The 23,491-nt window shown below is 53.0% G+C and carries 19 protein-coding genes; 15 read left to right on the top strand and 4 right to left on the bottom strand.

The genetic code is table 11. The features are described 5' to 3' along the window. Positions 1-50 precede the first annotated feature (50 nt). The 8 genes from B3F49_RS02975 to B3F49_RS03010 all read left to right on the top strand — a co-directional run bounded on the left by B3F49_RS02975 (position 51) and on the right by B3F49_RS03010 (position 8,511). Positions 51-596 (top strand): glutathione peroxidase, encoded by a 546-nt coding sequence (locus B3F49_RS02975; protein ID WP_293892741.1) that lies wholly within the window; start codon positions 51-53, stop codon positions 594-596. Between the two features lie 135 nt (positions 597-731). Further along, entirely contained in the window at positions 732-1,847 is a 1,116-nt protein-coding gene (locus tag B3F49_RS02980; RefSeq protein ID WP_293908909.1) for a DUF1343 domain-containing protein, read from the top strand. Continuing rightward, a complete protein-coding gene (nagZ, locus tag B3F49_RS02985; protein WP_293908910.1) occupies positions 1,837-3,384 on the top strand; it encodes a beta-N-acetylhexosaminidase in 1,548 nt (515 codons plus the stop codon). The genes B3F49_RS02980 and nagZ overlap by 11 nt, the downstream gene beginning before the upstream one ends. Then, the gene (locus tag B3F49_RS02990; RefSeq protein ID WP_293892732.1) at positions 3,377-3,856 is read left to right on the top strand and encodes a GNAT family N-acetyltransferase; all 480 of its coding nucleotides are present in this window, start codon (positions 3,377-3,379) and stop codon (positions 3,854-3,856) included. The genes nagZ and B3F49_RS02990 overlap by 8 nt, the downstream gene beginning before the upstream one ends. Continuing rightward, positions 3,853-5,004 (top strand): anhydro-N-acetylmuramic acid kinase, encoded by a 1,152-nt coding sequence (locus B3F49_RS02995; protein ID WP_293908911.1) that lies wholly within the window; start codon positions 3,853-3,855, stop codon positions 5,002-5,004. The genes B3F49_RS02990 and B3F49_RS02995 overlap by 4 nt, the downstream gene beginning before the upstream one ends. Before the next feature lie 152 nt (positions 5,005-5,156). Continuing rightward, positions 5,157-6,695 (top strand): extracellular solute-binding protein, encoded by a 1,539-nt coding sequence (locus B3F49_RS03000; protein WP_293908912.1) that lies wholly within the window; start codon positions 5,157-5,159, stop codon positions 6,693-6,695. A gap of 21 nt (positions 6,696-6,716) precedes the next feature. Then, complete coding sequence (locus B3F49_RS03005) at positions 6,717-7,640, top strand: ABC transporter permease (protein ID WP_293892723.1); 924 nt, start codon at positions 6,717-6,719, stop codon at positions 7,638-7,640. A gap of 1 nt (position 7,641) precedes the next feature. Further along, positions 7,642-8,511 carry a carbohydrate ABC transporter permease gene (locus B3F49_RS03010; RefSeq protein ID WP_293908913.1) on the top strand — a complete coding sequence of 290 codons (870 nt, stop codon included), beginning with the start codon at positions 7,642-7,644 and terminating at the stop codon, positions 8,509-8,511. On the opposite strand, the gene B3F49_RS03015 is transcribed toward B3F49_RS03010, so the two are convergent. Then, complete coding sequence (locus B3F49_RS03015; RefSeq protein WP_293892718.1) at positions 8,486-9,523, bottom strand: LacI family DNA-binding transcriptional regulator; 1,038 nt, start codon at positions 9,521-9,523, stop codon at positions 8,486-8,488. The genes B3F49_RS03010 and B3F49_RS03015 overlap by 26 nt on opposite strands. A gap of 229 nt (positions 9,524-9,752) precedes the next feature. Here B3F49_RS03015 and B3F49_RS03020 point away from each other — a divergent pair, with 229 nt between their 5' ends. The 7 genes from B3F49_RS03020 to B3F49_RS03050 all read left to right on the top strand — a co-directional run bounded on the left by B3F49_RS03020 (position 9,753) and on the right by B3F49_RS03050 (position 19,355). After that, positions 9,753-10,760 (top strand): substrate-binding domain-containing protein, encoded by a 1,008-nt coding sequence (locus B3F49_RS03020; protein WP_293892716.1) that lies wholly within the window; start codon positions 9,753-9,755, stop codon positions 10,758-10,760. A 98-nt stretch (positions 10,761-10,858) separates the two neighbouring features. After that, a complete protein-coding gene (locus B3F49_RS03025) occupies positions 10,859-12,349 on the top strand; it encodes a sugar ABC transporter ATP-binding protein (RefSeq protein ID WP_349681276.1) in 1,491 nt (496 codons plus the stop codon). Further along, the gene (locus B3F49_RS03030) at positions 12,346-13,323 is read left to right on the top strand and encodes an ABC transporter permease (protein WP_298504672.1); all 978 of its coding nucleotides are present in this window, start codon (positions 12,346-12,348) and stop codon (positions 13,321-13,323) included. The genes B3F49_RS03025 and B3F49_RS03030 overlap by 4 nt, the downstream gene beginning before the upstream one ends. Before the next feature lie 10 nt (positions 13,324-13,333). Next, positions 13,334-14,410 (top strand): Gfo/Idh/MocA family protein, encoded by a 1,077-nt coding sequence (locus B3F49_RS03035; RefSeq protein ID WP_293908916.1) that lies wholly within the window; start codon positions 13,334-13,336, stop codon positions 14,408-14,410. A 13-nt stretch (positions 14,411-14,423) separates the two neighbouring features. Further along, entirely contained in the window at positions 14,424-15,413 is a 990-nt protein-coding gene (locus B3F49_RS03040; RefSeq protein WP_293908917.1) for a sugar phosphate isomerase/epimerase family protein, read from the top strand. Positions 15,414-15,495: 82 nt separating this feature from the next. Next, complete coding sequence (locus B3F49_RS03045) at positions 15,496-16,563, top strand: branched-chain amino acid aminotransferase (protein ID WP_293892763.1); 1,068 nt, start codon at positions 15,496-15,498, stop codon at positions 16,561-16,563. Positions 16,564-16,703: 140 nt separating this feature from the next. Beyond that, positions 16,704-19,355: a hypothetical protein gene (locus tag B3F49_RS03050; RefSeq protein ID WP_293908918.1), complete on the top strand. Its 2,652-nt coding sequence runs from the start codon at positions 16,704-16,706 to the stop codon at positions 19,353-19,355. On the opposite strand, the gene B3F49_RS03055 is transcribed toward B3F49_RS03050, so the two are convergent. The 3 genes from B3F49_RS03055 to B3F49_RS03065 form a co-directional block, all read right to left on the bottom strand. Next, the gene (locus B3F49_RS03055; protein ID WP_293908919.1) at positions 19,348-20,571 is read right to left on the bottom strand and encodes a hypothetical protein; all 1,224 of its coding nucleotides are present in this window, start codon (positions 20,569-20,571) and stop codon (positions 19,348-19,350) included. The genes B3F49_RS03050 and B3F49_RS03055 overlap by 8 nt on opposite strands. A gap of 55 nt (positions 20,572-20,626) precedes the next feature. Next, positions 20,627-22,486 (bottom strand): ABC-F family ATP-binding cassette domain-containing protein, encoded by a 1,860-nt coding sequence (locus B3F49_RS03060; RefSeq protein WP_293908920.1) that lies wholly within the window; start codon positions 22,484-22,486, stop codon positions 20,627-20,629. A gap of 41 nt (positions 22,487-22,527) precedes the next feature. Then, positions 22,528-23,491: DMT family transporter (locus B3F49_RS03065; RefSeq protein WP_349681277.1), on the bottom strand; the 964-nt coding region annotated here is incomplete at its 5' end.

Raw genomic sequence — 23,491 nt, forward strand, 5'->3', positions numbered from 1 at the left:
GATATAAGTTGTGAAAAATAAAATAGTGAACGATATAACAGGAGGAGCACATGAGCGTATATGACTACACCGTACACGGAAGAAAAGGGGAGGAAGTAAACCTTTCCACCTATAAGGGCAAGGTGCTCCTGATTGTAAATACTGCAACTCAGTGCGGGTTCACTCCCGAATACACTGAGCTTGAGAAATTATATGAAGCATACAGGGAGAAGGGTTTTGAGATCTTGGACTTCCCCTGCAACCAGTTCGATGGACAGGCTCCTGAGTCGATTGAGGAGATCCACGAAATCTGCAAGCTCAAGTTTGGAACCCAGTTTCCCCAGTTCGGAAAGGTGGATGTCAACGGCGAAGGTGCAATCCCGTTGTACAAGTACCTGAAGAGCAAGAAGGGATTCGCGGGCTTCGATATGAGCCACAAGATCGCACCCATTCTTGATGGAATCCTGCGCAAAGCCGATCCAGAGTATGAGAAGAGCAGTGAGATCAAGTGGAACTTTACCAAGTTCCTCATTGACCGCAATGGCGAAGTAGTCCAGCGCTTCGAACCCTCTTACGACCTTGGCAAGGTGGCAAAGGCCATAGAGAACCTTCTGTAACACTCCAAACACACACAGTAATTCCCATTTTTCGACGTTGCCTTTGCCAGAGGGCAACGTTGTTTTTTTCAGCAGGAGAAGTGCTTGCTCTACCGGGTGTTGTGTTCTAGGATGACTGGAGGGGGGAAAACCTGTATGGAATTCGGCTTGGACAGGGCTTTGGAAACGCTCTCGAAAAGGCACCTGGACAGGAAACGATTCGGCCTGGTGACTAATGCTGCAAGCTTTTCCTCAACATTCCAGTCCTCGAAGTCCTTTTTATGCAAACACCTGAACATTACCGACCTCTTTGCCCCCGAGCATGGCATGGGGTCCTTCATTGCAGATGGAAAGGATGTTGAGGACCAACGGGATGCTGAAACAGGCTTGGTTGTGCACAGCCTCTACAGCAACGGAGGCAAACCGGTCGATCCATCGGTTTTCCAAGACATCGATTGCCTGCTGTTTGATATTCAGGATGTAGGACTTCGGTTCTACACCTACATAGCTACGCTGAAGCAGTTGCTTCAGCTTGGCAAGCCCCTGATCGTGCTCGACCGACCAAACCCCCTCGGGGGATTGGTGGTGGAGGGAGCGATCCTCAGTCCAAGCTATGAAAGCTTTGTCGGTCCGAGCGGACTACCCGTGCGCTACGCTCTGACCATGGGAGAACTTGCGTTTTGGATGCAGCACCGGTACGGCCTATGCGGCGAGCTTGGGATTGTCGAGCTTTCGGGCTATAGACGAAGCGACCTTTGGCACGATACCGGACGGCCATGGGTCATGACCAGTCCCGCCCTTGCACACCTTGGGGGCGTGTTCCTCTACGCCGGCTTTTGTCTGCTGGAGGGGACCAACCTCAGCGAGGGAAGGGGAACCAGTGCACCCTTCGAACTCTTCGGAGCCCCCTTCATCGATCCCTACCGCTTATCCGACGAGGTCGGCAGGCTGGGTTTGCAGGGAGTCGTCTTCACGCCTGTCTCCTTCGTCCCATCCCGGGGCAAGCATCAGGGGGCGCTCTGTCACGGCTTGTACGCCCACATTCTTGATTACCATGCTTTGCGTCCGTTCAGTACATGCCTCAAGGTGCTCGCGACGGTGCATCATCTATATCCCGACCGGCTCTCCTTCACTGCACATTTTTCCAAGCTTGCGGGCTTCGGACCTGAAGAGCTGTCCGCCGACAAGCTTGGCCACACGTTGCAGAAAGCAGAGGAGGAGTCGCAAGCATTCATGAAAGAGAAGAGGAGATTTGAACGATATGGGAAGTGAGAGACGGATCATGATCGGCCAGCATTTTGTCTGCGGGTTCGACGGATTGGAGATGGATGAAACCTTCCTTGAGGCTGTGAGGCGTTACAAGATAGGCAATGTCATCCTGTTTGCCCGCAATATTGCAAGCAAGGCTCAGTTGTTCCAGCTTTGCCAGGATATTCAGAAGCTGGTCAAGCAGGAGTGCGGCCGCCCGGCTCTCATTACGATAGATCAAGAGGGTGGCATGGTAACCAGGCTCTCGGGCGATTGTACCAATGTTCCCTCTGCGATGGCCATCGCAGCAACGAAAGCGACTCAGTCTGCTTTTGAAGCTGGACGGATCACCGCAAGAGAACTCAGGGCGCTTGGAGTGAATGTGGACTTCGCCCCCTGCCTGGATGTGAACAGCAATCCTGATAATCCGGTGATCGGAGTGAGAAGTTATGGCGACGACAGCGAGGTGGTGTCCTCGTTCGGGCTTTCCATGATTGAAGGATTGCAGAGTGCAGGCGTGATGGCCGTAGCCAAGCACTTCCCGGGCCATGGGGATACACACCTTGACAGTCATGTGGCCCTTCCTGTCGTAGAAGGCACCAAGGAAGAGCTGGAGATGCACCTCGCCCCGTTCAAGCACGCGGTGCATGACGGGGTGATGGGGATCATGACCAGCCACATCCTGTTTCCCCACCTTGAACAGGCTGATCTGCCCGCCACCATGAGCCGCAGCATCATCACCGGACTGCTGCGTTCAGAGTTGGGTTTCAAAGGCCTGATATTCAGCGATTGCATGGAGATGGATGCAATCGCAAAGCACTACGGGACCGTAAAGGGGGCGGTTGCCGCCCTCAAGGCAGGCGTTGACCTGGTATGCATCAGCCACCGGGTTGCCCTGGGCTGTGAGGCTGTCGAGGCGGTGGAAGCCGCCTTGGATGCTGGACTGTTGAGTGAAGAGGAACTGATGCGATCGACACAGACTATTCTTTTGGCCAAAGATATGCTGGAGCAGCAGGAGAGACAGCCTTTGTCCGTGGTCAATTGCCCGAAACACCAAGCGATGAACCGCAAGCTGCACCAGCAGAGCCTGACCTTGGTGCAGGATGCACCCTTCGAATTGGGAGAGAACCCCTGCTTTGTCGGGCCCCGATGTTTCCGGGCGACCAATGTCTCCAGTGATGAGGATGCGTTGGTGTTCGCACCCCAAATGGCCCTCCTGTTGGGAGGATCCTCGATTGTGACCGGCAACAACCCCGAAAGCGGGGAGATTGAAGCAATAACAGCGCAGGTGGACAAAGCCTCATCGGTGGTCTGTGCAACCTACAACGGGCATCTCCATACCGGTCAGATTCAATTGGTGAATGCATTGGCTGCGAAAAAGCCCGTACTCTGCATCGCCTTGCGCAACCCGTACGACTTGGCCCTCTTGGATGGACACATTCGCAGCATCGCCGCGTATGCCTATACCAAACCTGTGTTTCTTGCACTCGCTGAGATGTTGAGAGAGAAATGGGTGCCACAGGGAAGACTCAGCGTTTCTTTAGGAGGTAAGCATGCCTGATATGTTGGTCAGACTCTATGACCTGCCATCCAGCAGCCCTTTGCTGGCAAAGCTGGAGGAGCAGGGGATAACAATCCAGAGGGCGATGGCCCCTGATAAAGTCCGGGTCCTCTCCTGGATAGGCGAACACTCCTCCATCAGCGCCCAAGGGGAGGCGGATGTGTGCTTTGCACGCCATCCCATCTCCCTGTTTCTTGCTGTGAAGGAGAGACGGATTCTCGGATATGCCTGTTATCATGCAACCGCTCTGGACTTTTTCGGTCCTACCAGGGTGCTTGATGACATGCAGGGAATGGGCATCGGCAAAGCCTTGTTGCTGCGTTCCCTGAAGGCAATGGCCGATGAAGGGTATGCTTATGCCGTCATCGGCGGGGTGGGACCTGCCGCTTTCTACGAGAAATGTGTCGGAGCAACCATGATTGAAGGTTCGACACCGGGCATCTATAAAGACTTTTTGGGAGCGAGGACATGAGCCTGGTCATCGGCCTTATGAGCGGGACCAGTGCGGACGGCATCGACGCCGCATTGGTGCGCATTGAGGGAGAAGGGGAGGCTGTCGATCTTGAGGAACTTGCTTTCGTCTCCTGCCCCTATAGGGAGGAAGTGCGCTCGCGCCTGCTGGCCCTCGCCCAAGGCGATGAGGGCGGGAGCCGGGAGCTGTGCCTGATGGATGCCCTGCTCGGCCGCCTCTTTGTGGAAGCGGCACGCAAGGTCTGTGAGAAAGCCGGGGTGGAGACTCGGGACATCTGTCTGATCGGTTCGCACGGGCACACCTTCTACCACGTGCCTCAAAGTACTGAATACTTGGGGCAAAGCATACGCTCGACGCTGCAACTGGGTCAAAGCAGTTTCCTCGCTGAGTCTTTCAGGTGTCCGGTGGTCAGTGATTTTCGAAGCCGCGACCTTGCCGCTGGGGGGCAGGGAGCCCCTTTGGTTCCCTATACCGAATACCTGCTCTTCAGGCAGCCCGACAAGTCCATCGCCCTGTTGAACATCGGAGGAATCGGGAATATCACCATATTGCCGGCGAACTGCAAACCTGAAGAGGTGCTCGCTTTCGATACAGGAGTGGGGAACATGGTCATCGATGCACTGGTTTTTCACTACAGCCACAACTCACTTCGCTATGATGAGGGGGGAGCCTGGGCACAAAGAGGAATCGTCGATGCATCGTTTCTTGCATGGATGGAATACAGTGATTCCTACCTCCCCCTATCTTTGCCCAAGTCCACCGGAAGAGAGTTGTACGGCAAGGCGTATGTACAGCGCCTTCTCAAGCAGGCAGACAGCAGACAGCTGGATTGTTCGGATGTACTGGCCACGGCAACCTACTTCATCGCCCGTTCGGTGAAACGGGGCGTGCAGCGGTTTTATCACGGTAATCTCGATTACCTGGTTGTAGGTGGAGGCGGGAGCCATAACCTTGCAATCCTGGATGCACTGGAAAAAGAATTGGGAATCGCCGTCTATACCTGGAAGGATTTCGGACGTGACAGCGACAGCAAGGAGGCTGTTGCCTTCGCCCTTCTGGCTTGGCGACGGCTTGCAGGAAAGCCGAATACCCTGATTTCCGCGACCGGCGCAGAGCATAGTGTTGTCATGGGTAAATTGGAACTCTGATTGAAAAATATTTTCAATTTGTTTTCAAGCTTTAGTAAAAAATATTGTTGCTAGTTGCTTGATTTGGTGCATATACTATAGAGGTGGTGTACACCTGATGTTGTCCGAAATCACCGTTTTACGGTTGTTTCCAATAAAAAAGGAGGGGCACTATGAAGAAAACCCTGTTGGTTGCTCTCTTGGTTTTGGTCTCACTTTCCTTCCCGCTGTTTGGGGCGGGAGTGAAGGAGACCGCAGGCGGCCCGATTGCATTCTCCGCCTTCTATTCGGACAATGCGACACTGCCGTTCAAACACGATTGGTTGACAGTCACCGAAGTCCAGAAACGGGTGAATGCCAAGGTCGAATTTGAAGTCATCCCCATCGTGGATTACCAGACGAAGGTGTCATTGGCCCTCAACACCGGCACCAACGCACCCGATGTAATCCTCTATCAATCCACCAAGGGGGAGAATGCAGCCCTGTCGCTCAACGGTGCCATCGTACCCATCAGCGATTATGAGGCCTGGACACCGAACTTCAATGCCCGAGTCAAGGAATTCGGTCTTGAGGACGATGTGGATGCCTTGAAGCTGAAGGACGGCAAGCGCTACTACCTGCCCGCCCTCTTTGATGTCCCGTTCTACGACGGCGGCCTGATCTTGCGTGAAGACCTCCTGAAAAAATACAACCTGGCCCCTCCCAAGACGTTTGAGGATTTGTATCAGGTGCTCAAGGTCTTCAAGCAGCACGATCCGTCTTCCTACCCGTTGACCATCCTGGCAGGGCCGAGAGTGCTGTACCGCATGACCATGCCTTCCTGGGGCATCAGCTTGGGAAAGAATTCCTCCAGTGGAAGCAACACCCTCAGCTGGGACTATGCAAACAAGCGCTACTTCGCCGGAGCCATCAGCGAGCAGTACAAGAGCTACATCACCTACCTGCGCAAGCTCTATGCCGAAGGCCTGCTCGACCCTGAGATGGCCGAGCCCATCGACGGCGACCGCTGGAACCAGAAGCTTGCCACCGGCAAGGCCATGGCCAGCTATGCCTACTATGACCAGATCGGCGGGGTGACTGCAAACAGCACAATTCCCGGTTTCAAACTGCAAATGTATCCGGCCCTCGAAGGTCCTGCAGGAGCCCACCACCAACCCAAGAGCAAGACCGGGTCGGGAATCCTGTTCCCGATCAAAACGGCCAAGCGTCCCGATTTCGAGCAATTGGTCCGAGTCGTGGACGAGATGTTCTTCTCCGAGGAGAACGCCAAGCTTTGGTGCCTGGGTGTTGAAGGGGTGACCTACACCATGCAGAACGGCAAGGTGGTCTTCTCCGATGAGATTCGGAACTCCAGCGAAGGCATCTACAAGAGCCTGCAGGTCAAGTACGGCTGCGGCAGTGATGTGACGCAGATGGTGTGGGTCAATGCCCGCGAGATGACCAAGTACGATGAGAACTATGCACGGATCAACGCCGAGGTTGAGGCCATCGGTGATGTCATCCAAGCCATTCCTCCGACGCCGAAGTTTGACGACCGCATGGCCGAGGAAGCAGGCACCCTGCAGACTCCGCTCTCCGATGCCTTTGAACGCTGGAATTCGGCTTTCCTGACCGGCAGCAAGAGCATCGAGAAGGATTGGGACGCCTATGTCAAGGAGATGAAGAGCCTTGGCATCGAGAAGTTCACCGAATTGTACAACGCCAATTTGTAACGGGTTGTTTGGAGGGTCTGGATGAAACAGGAAAAACCGCTGAGGAGAAGGTCGTATTTTGTACGGTATTGGCAACTCTATGCCATGATGGTACTTCCCTTGCTCTATTTCCTGGTGTTCAAGTATGTTCCCATGCTTGGCAGCGTCCTGGCCTTCCGACGATATCGTCCGGGGATGGGCCCGTTCGGAACCGAGTGGGTGGGCTTGACCTACTTCTCGCGGTTTTGGTCGGACCCGGCCTTCTGGCGGGCCTTTCGCAATACCTTGATCCTCAGCATCTTGAATCTGGTGGTGAACTTTCCCATTCCCATCCTCTTCGCCATCCTGCTCAACGAGGTGCATCTGCTTGCATTCAAGAAGGTGGTGCAGACCGTCTCCTATATGCCCCGGTTTATCTCAACGGTGGTCGTAATCGCCATTCTTGGGGAATTGCTTTCACCTTCCAGCGGCATCATAAACCAGTTGCGCCAGCAATTGTTCGGCAAGGAAGCTCTCTACTTCATGAATGAGGCACGTTTTTTCCGGATCATCTACATTCTGGTGGACACTTGGCAGTATACCGGCTGGACGGCGATCATCTATCTTGCCGCCATTACGGCGATCCCTGCCGAGTTGTATGAAGCCGCCACCATCGACGGTGCCAGCCGCACCCAGCAGATTTTCTATGTCACCATCCCTTCCATCATGCCCACCATCATGGTGATGCTGATCATCAGCGTAGGAAGGCTTCTCTCCCTCGGCTTTGAGAAGGTCCTCTTGCTCTATACCCCGGACAACAGCATGGTCAGCGACATCATCGACACCTTGGTCTACCGCACCGGCCTCGCCAACCAAAACTACTCCTATGCCACAGCAATCGGCCTGTTCAGCGGCATCATCGGAGTCATTTTGGTATCGTCCTCCAATGCATTGAGCAAGAGACTTACCGGAGAGGGGATATACTAGCATGAAGACCTATCGAAGCCCCTCATCATTGCTCTTTTCCTTTGTCGTGTACCTGGTGATGGCCCTCACGCTCGCTGTCTGCCTGATTCCCTTCCTCTACATGCTCGCCCTTTCCGTCTCCAGTCCGAAGGCAATCATACACAATGAGGTGTTCCTCATACCCAAAGGGCTGAACCTCGAGGCATACATCCAGATCTTTTCCTATCCCAACTTCTTCAATGCGTATGGCAATACGTTTATCTATACCTTGGGCGGGACGGCGATCAGCCTCACGCTGATGATATTGTTTGCCTATCCATTGAGCAAGACACGGCTCAAGGGGGTGAAAGTCGTCATGCGCCTGGTGATTTTCTCGATGTTTTTCTCAGGCGGCCTGATACCCAACTACCTGCTGGTCTCTTCGCTTGGACTGACCAACACCCGTCTGGCGATGCTGATCCCGTTTGCGATCAACCAGTTCAACCTGATTTTGCTGATCAACTTCTTCAAATCGATTCCCCTGGATCTGGAAGAGGCGGCCATCATCGACGGGCTCGACTACAAAGGCATCCTGATACGCATCATATTGCCGCTGTCCACCGCCGCCTTGGCCACCGTAGGACTCTATACTGCCGTCTTTTTCTGGAATGATTGGTTCCATGGACTCATCTACCTCAAGAGCAGCCAGTTTCCGGTCATGCTCTTTCTTCGCAACATCGTAACCGGCACCAGCATGGTCGGCGATGCAGCCGGATCGGGTGATAAGAGTACGATTGCGATTTCCATCAAGAGTGCGGTGATCATCACCAGCACGCTTCCCATCATCATTCTCTATCCCTTCCTCCAGCGCTTTTTCGTCAAAGGCGTCATGATCGGGGCCGTGAAAGGGTAGATGATGGTTTCTGCGTAGTTTCGCGAACGATCAGCTCGGTATCCATGTACATGCTGGAGATGGGAATCTGTTCTCCGCTGATGCGCTTGATGAGCATTTCGCAACTGAGCAACCCGAGTTGGAACTTGGGTTGATTGACCGTGGTGATGGAGGGGGTGCACATGGTGGAGAGCTCGATGTTGTCGAATCCGAGAATGGCGATGTCCTTCGGCACTTCCAGACCCGATCTTCTCACCGCCTTGATTGCAGCAGCCGCATAGACATCACTGGAGGCAAAGAAAGCGTCGGGTCTTTGGTCAGAGTTCAGCAGCTGAAATGCAGCCGAAACCGCCATGTCATAGCTGATCTCCTGCAGCTGGATGATGATCTCCGGATCCTTCTTGATGGATGCCTGCTCAAGGGCCTGCAGGTATCCCTTGAGCCTGTCCTGGGCATACTTGTACTCCAAGGGTCCGTTGATGAACGCGATCCGCTTTCTCCCAAGGGAGATGAGGTACTCGACGGCGTTGCGGGCTGCCGAGACATCGTCGATGGTGACAAAGGGGATGTCCACACTGCTGATGCATTCACAACATTGCACCAGCGGAATGAATGCGTTGAGCTTGAGCAGGGTTGAACGGTTGATGCAGTTGGTGGTGATAAGGCCGGCTGCATTGGTTTTTTTCAGCAAATCTGTAAAAGTGTCATAGGATTTTTCATCGATGGAATCCTCGTTGACCAACATGTTGTATCCGTTGCGCCGGGCGGCTGCCTTCGCCCCTTGGATGATGAGGCTGTAGAATGGATTGTCCAGGCTGGGGATGTTGAAGATGATCAGGTCGTTCGATTTCGAGCCTAACGCCTCAAGGCTCGAGGTATCAAAACCAAGAGCTTTCATCGCATCCAAGACCGTCCTGCGTGTGTCCTCGCGTACATTGGGGTTGTTGTTGATGACTCTGCTGATGGTTGCAATCGAGATGCCGGAGAGTTCGGAGATAGCCGAGTAGGTGATTTTCTTGGATGCAGGTGCCATGGGTATACCTCTGATTCCACTATAGAAGCAGATCTGCAAGCAAGCAAGTAAAAAATGTAAAATCATGAAAAATTTTCAAAATATGAAATATATTTCTGATATTCCGATGTAAATTGCCTAAAACGTTGGAAAGTTTATAAAATTACGAAAAAAGTTGACAGATTTTCTGAAAGATATATACTAAATACTACACAGGCATCGAAGAACATGAGCCTGTAGGAGGTTTGTAATGAAAAAGGTATTGGTAATCCTTCTTGTCCTGCTGGTGGCAACCAGCGTTGTGTTTGCACAGGGCTCCAAGGAAGCTGGTGCAAAAAAGCAGTTGATGGGAGTAGTAACGCCCAGCGCTGACCATGGGTTCACAGCAGAGTCCATCCGCCACTGCGAGGCACAGGTCAAGGCACTGTCTGCACAGTATGGTTTTGACTACCGTTTCATGACGGCAGCAGAAAGCAGCGAGCAAAGCAATGCTGTTGAAACCATCCTCGGCATGAAGCCCGATGTAATGGTGCTCTGGCCGGTCAACGGTGATGAGCTGCGCAGCGTAGCACAGTCGGTGATGGACAGCGGCGTTCCCTTGATCGTCTACGACCGTTTCATTCCCGGCCTCACTCCCGATGCCGAGATCAGCGGTGACAACGTTGCCATCGGCGAAGGTGCAGGACGTTATTTCAATGAGTATTTCAAGGAAGACCTGGCTAAGGGCAAGGTCAACTATCTTGAGTTCAAGGGTGACAGCTCGACCGTTCCGATGGAACGCACCAACGGCTTCCTCTCCACAGCAAGTCCCAACTTCAATCTGGTGCAGTCCTTTGTAACCAACTGGAGCCAGCAGACTGCAATGGAGCAGATGGAAAACTTCCTGAACACCAAGAGCAAGGCCGAGATTGAATCCATCAAGGCAATCTGGACCCATGACGATGAGATTGTATTCGGTATCGTTGAGGCTCTGAAGAACTATCACGGAAGTGCAAAGATCAACATCCGCCTGATCAACGGCGTCTCCGCCGGTGAAGGATTCATGAATCTCTTTGAGAATTCAGGTTTGAGCGGCATTGATTTCATGACCTACACCTTCTCCCCGTCCATGGTTCGTGATGCCATCGACCTTGGCCTGAAAGTGCTGCAGGGCGAGAAGCTTGAGAAGAACTACAAGGTTCCCACCGAGATGATCGACAAGACCAACTACAAGACCTATATGCAGAGCGAACTCTACAAAGTACGCTATAGCCTGTAAGGGTTGGGTTTTCCAGAACATGTGCCCTCTGGAGGCTGGATTTTCGGCCTCCTCTGGGCATCTCTTGTATAGGTAGGGAGACTGTTATGATCCTTGAGATGAAGAACATATCAAAGTCGTTTGGAGCGGTACAGGCCCTGAAGGATGTCTCCTTCTCTGTGGGCAGCAAGGAGATCCATGGCCTGCTTGGTGAGAACGGGGCGGGAAAAACGACATTGATGAACGTCCTGGCCGGAACGTTTGGTCCGGATGCAGGAACGATTGAGATCGATGGGAACATCATCGAGGGCATGACGCCTAAAAAAGCTGCTCAACTGAAGATTCGCTTCATCCATCAGGAGCTGAATCTGTGCAATGACTTGACGGTCTTCCAGAATATGTTCCTTGGTGAGGAGTTCACCAAGCAGGGGTGGATGGTTGATAAGAAGCGGGAGATGGAGCAGGCCCAGAAGGTGCTCGATTCCATGAACAGCGGCATCGATGCCCATACAATCGTTGCCGAACTTGATACCGCTCAAAAGCAGATGGTTGAAATTGCCAGGGCGTTGTTGTTTTCCAGTGAGCTCATCATCATGGACGAGCCCACAACCGCCTTGAACAACCAGGAGATCGAGAAGCTGTTCTCCATCATGGAGCGGCTCAAGGATGAAGGAGTCTCCTTCATCTATATCTCACACAAAATGCCGGAAATCTTTCGCATCTGCGATCGATACACTGTCCTGCGTGACGGCTTGTTCATAAAAAGTGGTTTTATTAGGGATATTGATGAGCATCAGGCCACTGAGCTGCTCATTGGAAAGAGCTTTGTACAGGCTCATATAAAGGATGGCATCAAGGCCGCTCTCACAAAAGAGGTGGTGCTCAAGGCTGCAAATTTATCCGGCCGCAGTTTCAGCAATGTCTCATTTGAGCTTCATCGTGGAGAGATTCTGGTATGTACCGGGCTGCAAGGCTCGGGAACCGATGAGCTTGCCACTTCGTTGTTTGGAGCAACGATGCTGACAGGCGGTACGCTGGAGACCCAAAGCGGTCCGCTTGCGATGCATGATATCAAGGCTGTGATGAGACGGGGTATCGCAATGGTTCCCCGAAACCGCAAAGAACGAGGAATTTTGCCGGACTTAAGTATCAGGAATAATAATTCCCTTGCTTACTTTGTTTCAAAACATACGGGTTTGCTTGTCAACAAGAATGAAGAGAAGCAGCGTTTCGATGCAAGTCAGAAGCGCTTGGGGATAAAAGTGGGCAGTGATTTGGATGTCATCACCTCCCTGTCGGGGGGAAACCAACAGAAGGTCATTCTCAGCCGGTGGTTGGAACTCGATGCCGATGTGTACATCATGGACAATCCAACCCAAGGTATTGATGTCGGGGCGAAGTTCTCCATCTATAAGCTCATCGTTGAGTTGGCCGCCCAAGGCAAGGGTGTGATTGTCTTCACCAGTGAATATCCGGAAATTCATCAGCTTGCAGACCGCTGCCTTGTTCTCTACAAAGGAAAACCAGCTGCAATGCTGTCCCGTGACGAGATTTCCGAGGTTGCCATCATGGAATATTCGACCGGAACAAGAGGGGAGGTGCTCAATTGAAAGGTTTGACGCTGTCAAGGAATCAGGTGAGGGACACCTGGAGGAATGTCACTGGAAACTACAGCCATTGGTTGAGTTTCGTTCTGTTGTTGTTGGTGGCGGTCATTGTCAGCCCCTCGTTTTTAACGTGGAACAACATCACCAACCAGTTCGTACAAGGGGCCATCGTGGGAATCTGCGCCATGGGCATGAGCCTGATCATCTCAGCCGGAATGATTGATTTGTCGGTGGGCTCGACGGTCGCCCTGATCAGCGGCTTTGGTGTGATGGTCCTCAACTCCACCCATTCCATTCCTCTGGCGTTCCTGTTCTGCCTGGGAGCCGGAATCCTTGGGGGGCTCATCAACGGCTTGCTGGTGACCAAGGGGCGAATCGCCCCGTTCATCGTCACCCTCGCCACCATGAGCGCCTGGCGTAGTGTGATCAACCAGATGGGGCAGGGTGGCCCATTTACCGTCGACAAGGACATGTATGCTCCCTTCCGTGCCATCGCAGCAGGTCGTATTCTCTCGATTCCCCATCTGATGTTGTTCCTGATTTTTATCACCGTGCTTACCGGCCTTCTCATGTCCAAGACCAAGTTCGGCACGTATGTATATGCGGTCGGTTCGAACCAACAGGCCGCACGCCTCAGCGGCATCAATGTGAATCGGGTAAAAACCCTCATTTTCACCTATGCAGGCATGCTCTATGGCTTGGCGGCTTTCCTGCTTGCCAGCAGGCTGACCTCCATTCAGGCGGCGAGCGCAGGTATGGGGTATGAGATGGATGCCATCGCAGCCGTTGCCATCGGAGGAACCAGCATGGATGGGGGAAGGGGCAAGATCATCGGCACCTTCCTCGGAGTCCTGATGCTCAGGATCATCAATACAGTCTTGATCATGGCCAATGTGCCCCCATTCCTCAATGGTTTGGTTACGGGCGTCATCATCATTGTTGCAGTGCTTGCACAGAGCAATAAAAAGGGCAAATAGGAGAAGCACCATGAATATTGGGATAGTTGGAGCCGGTGGCATGGCAGCCTACCATGTAAAGGGTTTTCAGAAGGCAGGAGCCACTGTAGCTGCGGTTGCCGATTCAAATGCCGAACGTGCCGGACAATTTGCACAGCAGTGGGGGATAGCGCGTACCTATCCAAGTTTGGAGACAATGCTTGCTCAGCTCCCAATACTCGATGCAGTATCCATTGTAACACCGAACAAGTTCCATGCACCGCTTACCATCCAAGCCCTCGAGGCGGGCAAGCATGTGTATTGTGAAAAACCACCGGCCCGGAATGCCGAGGAGATGCTTGCGATGTATGAAGCTGCGAAAAGAGCAAACAAGCAGTTGATGTTCGGCTTCAACAACCGCTGCCGGCCCGAAAGTCAGGCCATCTACCGCTATATTGAAAACGGGCAGGTAGGACGCATCAATTCGGCTCAGGCTACTTGGATACGCAGAGCCGGAATCCCCGGTTTCGGAGGTTGGTTCACCGACAAGGAACTAGCGGGTGGAGGTCCGGTTATCGACTTGTTGCACATGATCGATCTGGCCCTCTCGTTCATGGGATATCCCCAGCCGAAGGCCGTTCTTGGTGTCACCTTTGATGATTTCATGGGAAATCCTTCCTTCAAGGGACCTTGGGGCATTGCCGACGGCAATGGTAAAACGAATGTTGAGACGGCCTGCCATGCCATGGTGACCTTCAAGGACGGACAGTGCCTGATGATCCGCAACTCCTGGGCTGAAATGAATGAGCGGGAGGTGGTTTCTGTCACCTTCCAAGGGAGCAGGGCCGGAGGCAAGGTGGAACGCCTGTTCGGTATCGATGGCGTGGATGAAACCAGTTGTGACACTGCCATGCTCTATACAGAGGAGTATGGAAATCAGGTGAATCGTGAGATCCTGGTTCAAAAGGATGAGACGATGGGCAGGGTGGCCAACGCCGCAAATTTTGTCCAGAGCATAACGGAAGGGAAAAAGCCGATGAATACACCTGAGGAGGCTTTGATTCTCATGCAGATTACCGATGCCATCTACAAGAGCAGTGAAACCGGTGAATGTGTACGATTTTCATAAGGAGGGCATGTATATGAGTCGTTTGGTTACCCTGGCTTCAGGCCAGTTCGGGGATTTGGCTTTGGAGGACCTCTGTCGTCTTGCAAAAGAGATGGGCTACGATGGACTTGAACTTGCCACCCATGCTCATTTCAATGTGCAGAAAGCCCTGCATGACCCTTCCTACCTTCCGATGGTGCACGAGACATTGAATCGGTACGGCCTGGTTTGCCGGGCGATCAGCGCCCATTTGACCGGTCAATGCGTCTGTGATGTCTGGGATGAGCGACTGGATGGGTTTGCACCCTCCCATTTGGCAGGAAAACCTGAAGCTATCAGGGCTTGGGCTGTTGAGGAGATGAAGGATACCGCCCGGGCAGCCCAAAAGTTCGGCGTCTCGGTGGTGAATGGATTCACCGGTTCTCCCATTTGGGCTCGGTGGTACTCCTATCCGCAAACCAGCGAGGCAATGATTGAAGAAGGTTTTCAGCTTGTGTATGATGTGTGGGCTCCCATTTTCGATGTGTTTGATGCTTGCGGCGTGCGGTTTGCCCTGGAAGTCCATCCCACGGAGATAGCCTTCGATTGGTACACCACCCAGCGGTTGCTGGAACTTTTCAACTACCGAACGACGTTGGGCCTCAATTTCGACCCCAGCCATTTGGTGTGGCAGGGAGTTGATGAGGTAGGGTTTGTCCGGGATTTTGCCAACCGAATCTACCACGTCCATATGAAGGATGTGAAGATGAACCGTACTAGCCGTGGAGGGATTTTAGGTTCATTCCTTCCTTTCGGGGATACAAGGCGAAGCTGGGACTTTGTGTCAGTTGGGCATGGAAATGTCGATTTCGACGGAATCATCCGGGAACTCAACCGCGCAGGATATTCCGGTCCATTGTCGGTGGAATGGGAAGACTCGGGTATGGACAGGATTTTCGGAGCAACGGAAAGCTGTGCATATGTCAAGAAAATCAACTTTTCCAGTTCTTTTGTGGCCTTCGATGCTGCTTTGAAAACCCAATGATGAGATGGCAAGAGTCTATTTTTATGCAAAAGTTATGCATATAAATAGACGAAATGCATACGAAGTTGTACAATAGCCCCCAATACAAGTCACACAAGGCGCATCTCAGCCGAAGGAACAGCGTATGAATAAGAAAAACATTGATTGGGGCAGTCTTGGTTTCTCCTACACCAAGACCGATAGTCGGTATGTCTCGTACTGGAAGAACAACCAGTGGGATGATGGGGCACTGGTAGAGGATGCCAATGTAACCATCAGCGAGAGTGCAGGGGTCCTACAATACGCACAGACCTGTTTTGAAGGCCTCAAAGTATATACGACCGTCGATGGAAAGGTTGTAGCCTTTCGTCCCGATCTCAATGCCCAACGCATGTCCGATACCGCCCTCAGGCTCTTGATGCCTCCGTTCCCCCAGGATCGTTTTCTTGACGCCTTGGATCAACTGGTAAAGGCCAATCTCGCCTATGTGCCTCCCTACGGCAGCGGAGCCACCCTCTACATCAGGCCGTTTCTCTTCGGAAGCGGCCCGGTCATCGGGGTTGCTCCCGCCCCCGAGTATACCTTCAGGATGTTCTGCACCCCGGTCGGACCCTATTTCAAGAGTGGAATCAAGCCGTTGAAGCTGCAGGTCAGTGAATTCGACCGGGCGGCCCCCCGCGGTACCGGACATATCAAGGGCGGACTGAACTACGCAATGAGCCTCTATGCAGGACACGAAGCCCACAAGAACGGGTTTGCAGAGAATCTCTACCTCGATGCTGCAACACAGACCTACGTCGAGGAGACCGGTGGGGCGAACTTCATATTCGTTACCAAGGACAACAAGGTGGTGACACCCAAGAGCCCTTCGATCCTGCCGTCGATCACCCGCCGTTCGTTGATGTATGTCGCCAAGGAGATTCTTCACCTCGAGACCGAGGAGAGGCCGATTCCGCTCGAGGAAGTCGCCGAATTTGCTGAAGGCGGACTGTGCGGCACTGCGGCGGTCATCTCTCCCATCGGTTCGATTACCACGAGCAAAGGCGTGATCACCATGCCCAGCGGTATGGAGCACATGGGACCGATCACCCAAAAGTTGTACGATACGCTCACCGGCATCCAGATGGGAAGACTCGAAGCCCCGGAGGGTTGGATTCATCCAATCGCGTAAGCAATCTTGCAAGACCATTCCCCCCCGCTTTCCTGGAAGGCGGGGTTTTTAATGTGCTCGACCAGCATCTGCGCGCCCAATTTACACATGTTCCTTTACTGCCGATGCAGGTTGCTGTACAGTAATGCAAGGAGTTGCCCATGTTCCGTTTGAAAGTTTTTCTCCTGATTTTGCTTCTTTCATCTGGTTCTTTGGTTGCCGTCTCCTATCAACAGATGGAGACCGAACACACGCGCATCATCTTTGAAGAGGATGACCTGACATATGCCCGGCAGCTATCGGTGTTCGCCGACGAGGTGTTTGAGCAGCTTGCCCCATTTCTCGCCCATACTCCTTCAGTCAAGGTTCCTGTGGTCATCACGTCCAATACAGCCTTTGCGAATGGATACTACATAAACTTTCCCTCTGCCGTCTACCTCTATGTTACCAGCCCTGAAGACCGTTTCCTCGGCTCTCGAACCCAGGACTGGTTGAAAAGCCTGTTTATTCATGAGCTGACCCATTATATACACCTGACAGCACCCGTTGGTCCTGCAAAATTCTTGCAGTTTCTCGGCCCCGGCGTGACTGCCATGAGTACCGTCTTCATGCCTGGATGGTGGATAGAAGGAATCACCACCTATGCAGAGACAGCCTTTGTTGAGCATGGTGGAAGGGGAGACTCGCTGCCGTTTGCCAGAATCTACCAGGCATCCTTGGCTCAAGACTCCATGTGGTCGCTCTCACAAGGAGCCTACAACGGTCCTTTCAACCCTTCCAACCGCATCTATGTCACCGGATACCTCATGGTCGATTACCTTGTTCGCCAGTATGGAAGCTCTGCATATGCAGACATCAACCGCCGATTTGCAGCCTTTCCTTTCTTCGGTCTCTCTCCTGCTTTCAAAAAGGTGACCGGCCACTCTGCAAACGAGCTGTTCACGCTCGCCCTGCAAGAGGCCCAAGCGATTGAGCAATCCTCCGAGCATCTGTTTGGCGAGCCGATGCAGGGTGACCGATATCTTCCCTCTCCCACATCGATCGGCCTCGTCGGGTATATACAAAGCCCCTATGAGGGAAGAGCGCTGTATCGGTATTCAGCTGATGGCTCAGCAGAGAAGCTTATGGACTTGAGTCTTGATGGAGGCTCTTGTATCTCGTTTGCAACCGATACTGCCGTCTTTTCTTCACTATGGGCCGATACCAGCGACCCTTCCTCCCTCGCCTTGTCCGCAGTCAGCTACAGCGACCTGTTCCTGCTCAATCTTTCAACACTCAAGGCAAAAAGGCTTACCAAGGCTCAGCGCTTGGTGCAGCCTGCCATCAGTTCCGACGGATCGCGAATCGTCGCCAGCCGGGTCAATGGCAGTTTCTATGACTTGGTAGAAGTCAAAACCGATACCATGGAAGTAATCACGCTGGCATCAAAAGAGCGGGTGAGCTTTTTGGAACCCGTATTGAACAGGGATGGCTCGAAGCTTGCATATCTTGCACTAGAGAGTGGAAATTCCTCGCTGTATCTGCTTGAGGAAGGAAAAGAGCCGTTGTTGCTGGTGGGGCCGACCGCCGATGAACTACGTGCGCCTTCCTTTGAAGAAGATGACTCGATACTCTTTGTCAAGGAACTCGAACTCTATCGAATCAATTATGCGACGGGCCGCATACAGCTTGTCCACACCGACAGTGTGGGAGTGTACTCTGCAGCTGTGCAGGCGGATGAGCTCTTCTATGAAACGTATACAGCGCAAGGTGTTGCAGTAAAGAAAACAGTACTTCAATCTTCTTTTGACAGCCCGATTTCCCTCCGTGATCCGCTCTCTGTTGCATCGTATGCTGAAACTGTCTCGTATCAATCGTCACCCTATTACGACAACCTGCAATTCAACCTTGCCTTGCCGTTTCCTTTCGTCGAGGCAAATCAGTTTCAGATGGGAATCTGGTTTCATGCAACCAGCCTGCTTCGCAGGCACAGCCTGGTCGGCAGCGTCGGTTGGTCCATCCGGGGGGCAAAACTCTTGGCCGACCTAAACTATCAATACGATGCATCCACCTATGCACTTGCACTGGGGTTGGCCTTGAACCAATACGATATCACCACAGACTTGTATGTGAGCAGCGCCTATGCTGCTGCCGTAGTGCCCCTTTTCTCCTGGACGGGGTACTCCCATTTTCGGGGCCTGAGCATCAAACCCAAGATATCCCTGATATGGGACTCAACAGGATTAACCACAACCGGCTCTGCAATGCTTGGATACACCCGGCAAAACCGCAACAGCCGGACCATGGATTTCTTCGGACCTGCCGGCTTTGCCACCAGCGGTGGTGTGATGCTCCAAAGCGGGATGAACGCTCCGATCCTCTTTGGTTCCCTGGGGATGCAGATGCGCCTCTTTGATAGCTCGGCCATGGTGCGATTTGTTTTGGATGCCATCGGAACAAGATCGGCGAATATGGGAAACTACTATGCACTGTTCTCCTTCAAGCCTCTGCAAAGTGGAAGCGGCAAACTGCGACTCTCGACCTCCATCCGGCTCCCGCTGGGGCTCTTCGATGCCCCCATACCGTATGGAGGATTGACCGGAGCCGGACTTGAAATTACAGCCCAAAGCGCTTGGTATGTGAATGCGGACACGTTGATCTGGGAAGGAGCCTGGGCGGCAGCCGCCCGCTTGACTGCAAACATGGTTCTAGGCGGACCGGCGGTTGCGTTTCAACCCTTCGCCGAATTGGCCTATCTCTTTGGCCCCGGCAAGTGGCAGTTCTCCCTTGGCCTGGATGGACAGTCGCTCAAAACGTTTCTTGCGATCAAGTGAGGTCGTGGTCGATATCGAGCACGATTCCGGCCATAAGAATCCAGGGGCCGGTATGAGGTTTGAAATACTCCACGGTAGTAATCGAATCAGCATTGAACACATAGGAGAGGCTTACTGCAAGCCGCGGATGGTAGCTTGTATTGCCGACCACCCACCAACAGGTGGTTCCAATACTCAGGCCGACCTCCATACCGATGCTCGGCCTGACTTCCTCCACCAAGGTGGTGGTATAGTTCTGCTGCAGATTGAAACGATGCAGCCCGGCCGATACTTTTGCATAGGGAGTGAGGAAGGCTGACGGGCTTTCAAACTCCCACCGGTACCCAAGCTGCCAGGAACCGAGGTTCATCCTGTCGTTCTGATCCTCCCAGCGATTAAGCATGGGGCCGTTGGTGTGCTTCACCTCAAAACTGAAGGACCCGAAGGAGAAGGCAACCAATCTGTTTTGATGACCCTCATGGTTGTACAGGATTCCGGAGGTAAAGGTGAAATCGGTCTGTTTGTACGTCTTTGGCAGCTTGAAGGCGAGCACGTTGACATTAAACGATCCGTAAGATGCTCCCGAATCCAAAAAGGAGAAGAAGGATGACTGCAGCAAGCCGCCGTCGTAGACATAGGCGAGCCTGAGACCTTCATAACGCTGCTCTTGGATGCTTTGGCTCGGGTAAAGATCTTCTACGTACTTCTCTACGTACCCGAGCCGTAGGGTGAGAAATCCGTGATAGGAGATGAAGGCGTTCGCTTCAAACAGGAGTTCCCATTGGTGGGCATAGGATGTTCCCAGCTCAATACCCGTCAAGGTGTTGGAGCCAAGGTAGGCCGCCTGTGTTTTGAGTGCAAGGTAGGGATGCACCCAGAATTGGTTCTCATCATAGGTCAAGGTGACCAGGTCGCGACCGATGAGGGTGTGAAACCAGTTCTGGATGGTCTGCAAGCCCAGGTTCCCGGTCAGGACAACCCCTGCCGACCCTGCCGCTCCAATCCCTATTGTGGTTGTTGGAGTAAAGAGGAATGGGTACGATGCACCAATCTGGATCTCATCGTAACGTCGGTTGCTTTGGATGCGGTCGGTATAGCTTCTTACGAAGGTCTGGAAGCTGAGATTGTTGTCAAACGTCGCCTCCAAGGACGACCCGAAGGAAAATCCGTCATCTTGATTATATCCCAACCCCATGGTGTACCAATCGTTGCCGGTCCCGATTGAGAGGGAATCCAAAGATAACCCATAGGCTGGTATTGGCAAGCCGAGAATGCATAGCAAAAGAAGAATGTCAGCTCTTTTGCGCAAGCTCAAGCCAACGTTCTTCCAGATTTTCAAGTTCATCCCGTAGTGCATGGTATCTCTCTGTCCGCTCGGCGAGCGTTCCTTCTTGTGTTGGTCTCGCATCAGCAAAACTTGCTTCCAGGTTTGCAAGGTGCTGCTGCATTGTTTCGATGGTGGCTTCGATGGTTTCGAATTCCTTCTGTTCCCTAAAGCTCAAGCCTTTTTTCTCGCTGCGCTTGTTCTGCACCGGCGGGGGGGACTCACCCTGGGCTGCCTTCACAGGCTTCTCTTTCTCGCGCTCCCGCCACTGGCTGTAGCGCATGGTTTCATAGGTGACCGACCCATCATCGGCGAGGATGAACAACTCATCACAGGTAAGATCGAGAAAAGCTCGGTCGTGGCTGACGATAAGCACACATCCTGCAAAGTCCTGGATGTACTGTTCCAGGTTCTCCATCGTAGGTAGGTCAAGGTCGTTCGTAGGTTCATCGAGCAAAAGAAAGTTAGGATTGGACAGCAATCTCGAGACCAGGTACAATCTTCGCTTCTCGCCCCCCGAAAGGCTGGCGATGCTTTGGCGGTGCATGGAGGCTGGAAACCCGAAGAGTTCAAGGAATTTGGCGGCGCTTACCACTTGGTTGGGGCCGAGGACCACCTGTTCGGCGATGTCCTCGACATATTCGAGGATGTGTTTGTCGCTAACCAAAGCCCTGCCGCCTTGGTCGTAGTAGGCGAAAACCGTATTCACTCCTTTGTCCAACTCTCCTTCATCCGGCTCAAGGTAGCCGCATAGCAGGTCCAGCAGTGTGGATTTGCCGCTTCCATTCGGGCCTATGACGCCAATGCGAGCTCCCTTGGAGAACGAGAACGAGAAATCACGGATGACGGCTTGTCCATCATAGCTTTTACTCAGGTGTTTTGCCTCGAGGATTTTCTTGCCCATGCGGCGGGACTGGGAATTGAAAATGCGCATCTCCTCATCGGTTTTTGTATTCTGACTGGCAAGCAAGGCTTCAATGCGGTCTTTTCTTCCACTATCCTTTCCTGTACGAGCCTTCGGGCCGCGCTTGAGCCACTCCAGCTCCCGTCTGAGTACGGTTTTTATCCTATCCTGTTCCTTCTGGAGTCGCTCCAGCCGCTCTTCGCGGCGCTCGAGGTAGGAGGAGAAAGACCCCGGATGAAGGAATATCGAGCCGCTGTCCATCTCCAGGATGGCAGAGCACACGGAGTCGAGGAAATATCGGTCGTGGGTGACTAGAATTATGGTCGCACTGCTGTTTTTCAGATACAGTTCAAGCCATTCGATGGTCTGGATATCGAGGTGGTTGGTCGGCTCATCAAGCAGGAGCATGGTGGGTTTTGCACACAAAACCCGTGCGATTGCTACTTTTTTCTGCATTCCCCCCGAAAGGGTGTCCATCCGTTGATCCAGCACATCGTAGAGTCCCAGCTCTCCCAGCAGTGATGCATAGTCGTTTTCAAGATTCCAAGCATCCAAGAGCTCCATCTGCTCGGTGAGATGGGCCAGCAGTGCTTCGTTGTGCCCGCCGCCAAGAGCCTGGTGATATGCACGATAGGTTTCAATTCTGGTACCTTGGCCACAGGCGAGGTAGGTTGCTACGGTATCGTGCTCTTTGAACTGTACTCCTTGGTCGAGCATCACCAGATCGGTGCCGTTCTTCATGGCGATGGTTCCGCTGTCACAGCCGATTTGACCTGCCAGGAGCTTGAGAAAGGTGGATTTTCCTTGTCCGTTACGGCCGATGAGAGCAACGTGGTCGCCTTCTTCCAAGCCGAAGCTGACCCCTTCAAACAGAGGTTCATCCTTCAGCGTTTTGGATACAGATTCCAGAGAGAGTACATTCATGCTTCGAGCGTAGCGAAAAGTCGGGCTCTAGGCAAGCTGTTTCAAGCAGCCAGAAAGAGCACTGCAACCCCGGCGATGGAGAGGAAGGTGCCTGCCAGGCTCGATGCGGTGAGGTGTTTATGCAGAACAAAGCGGTCGAATGGGAGCAGGAGAATCGGGGTGACCTGGGTGATGGTGGTGACAATGCCGACCGGAGCGAGAGTGAAGGCCCTCATCTGGCTTGACATGCCCAGCACAGGACCTGCAAAGGCGGCGAGTATCAAAAGGATGAGATACCGACGGTTTTTAAACACGGCGAAGTGCTGGACCGCATTGCGCTTGTAGAGGAAGTTGAAGACAAAGAAACAGAGCAGTCCTCCAATGTTGCGCAAGAGGTTGGTGGAGACGGGGCCTGTTTCATCAAGGGCGAACTTGGCCAGCAGGAACGAGAGCGATTGCAAAGCCGATGCCAAAATGGCATAGACAAAACCTTTGACTTTTGCATCCCGCTCGTCTTTCTCCACCTTGCGGCGGGAGTCAAGCAGCACCATTACTGCTACTCCTGCAATGGTGGTCAGGATGCCGAGCATTTGAATGAGGTTGAGCCGCTCGTCAAACAGGATGTAGCCGAAAAAAGCGGTCACGACCGGCGAGAGGGTCATGATGACCATCGACTCCCTGCTTCCCAGCAGGATGTAGGCCTTGAAGAGGAGCATGTCGGTGATAAAGTAACCGAAAGCGCCGCTGGCCAGCAGGAAGATGTAGGTTCGGGCCGAGAGGGAGGTGGGAAACCAGATTCCTTCAACCGCATAGGTGAGTACAAGAATCATGGGGAGGGCGATCCACATCCTGATATGGGCTACTGCATCAGAACCTGCTTTTGCACCGATGTGGCGGTAGATGATCGAGTTCTGAGCCCAACAGGCTGCGGTCAAGAGGGCAAGCAGCTGCCCTACAACAAGGTTGTGTTCCATGATGGGCCAAACAGTATCACAAAGGGATTTCTTACGCAATGAAAGGCATGCC

It is taken from the genome of Sphaerochaeta sp. UBA5836, from assembly GCF_002432845.1.
Lineage (GTDB): Bacteria > Spirochaetota > Spirochaetia > Sphaerochaetales > Sphaerochaetaceae > Sphaerochaeta.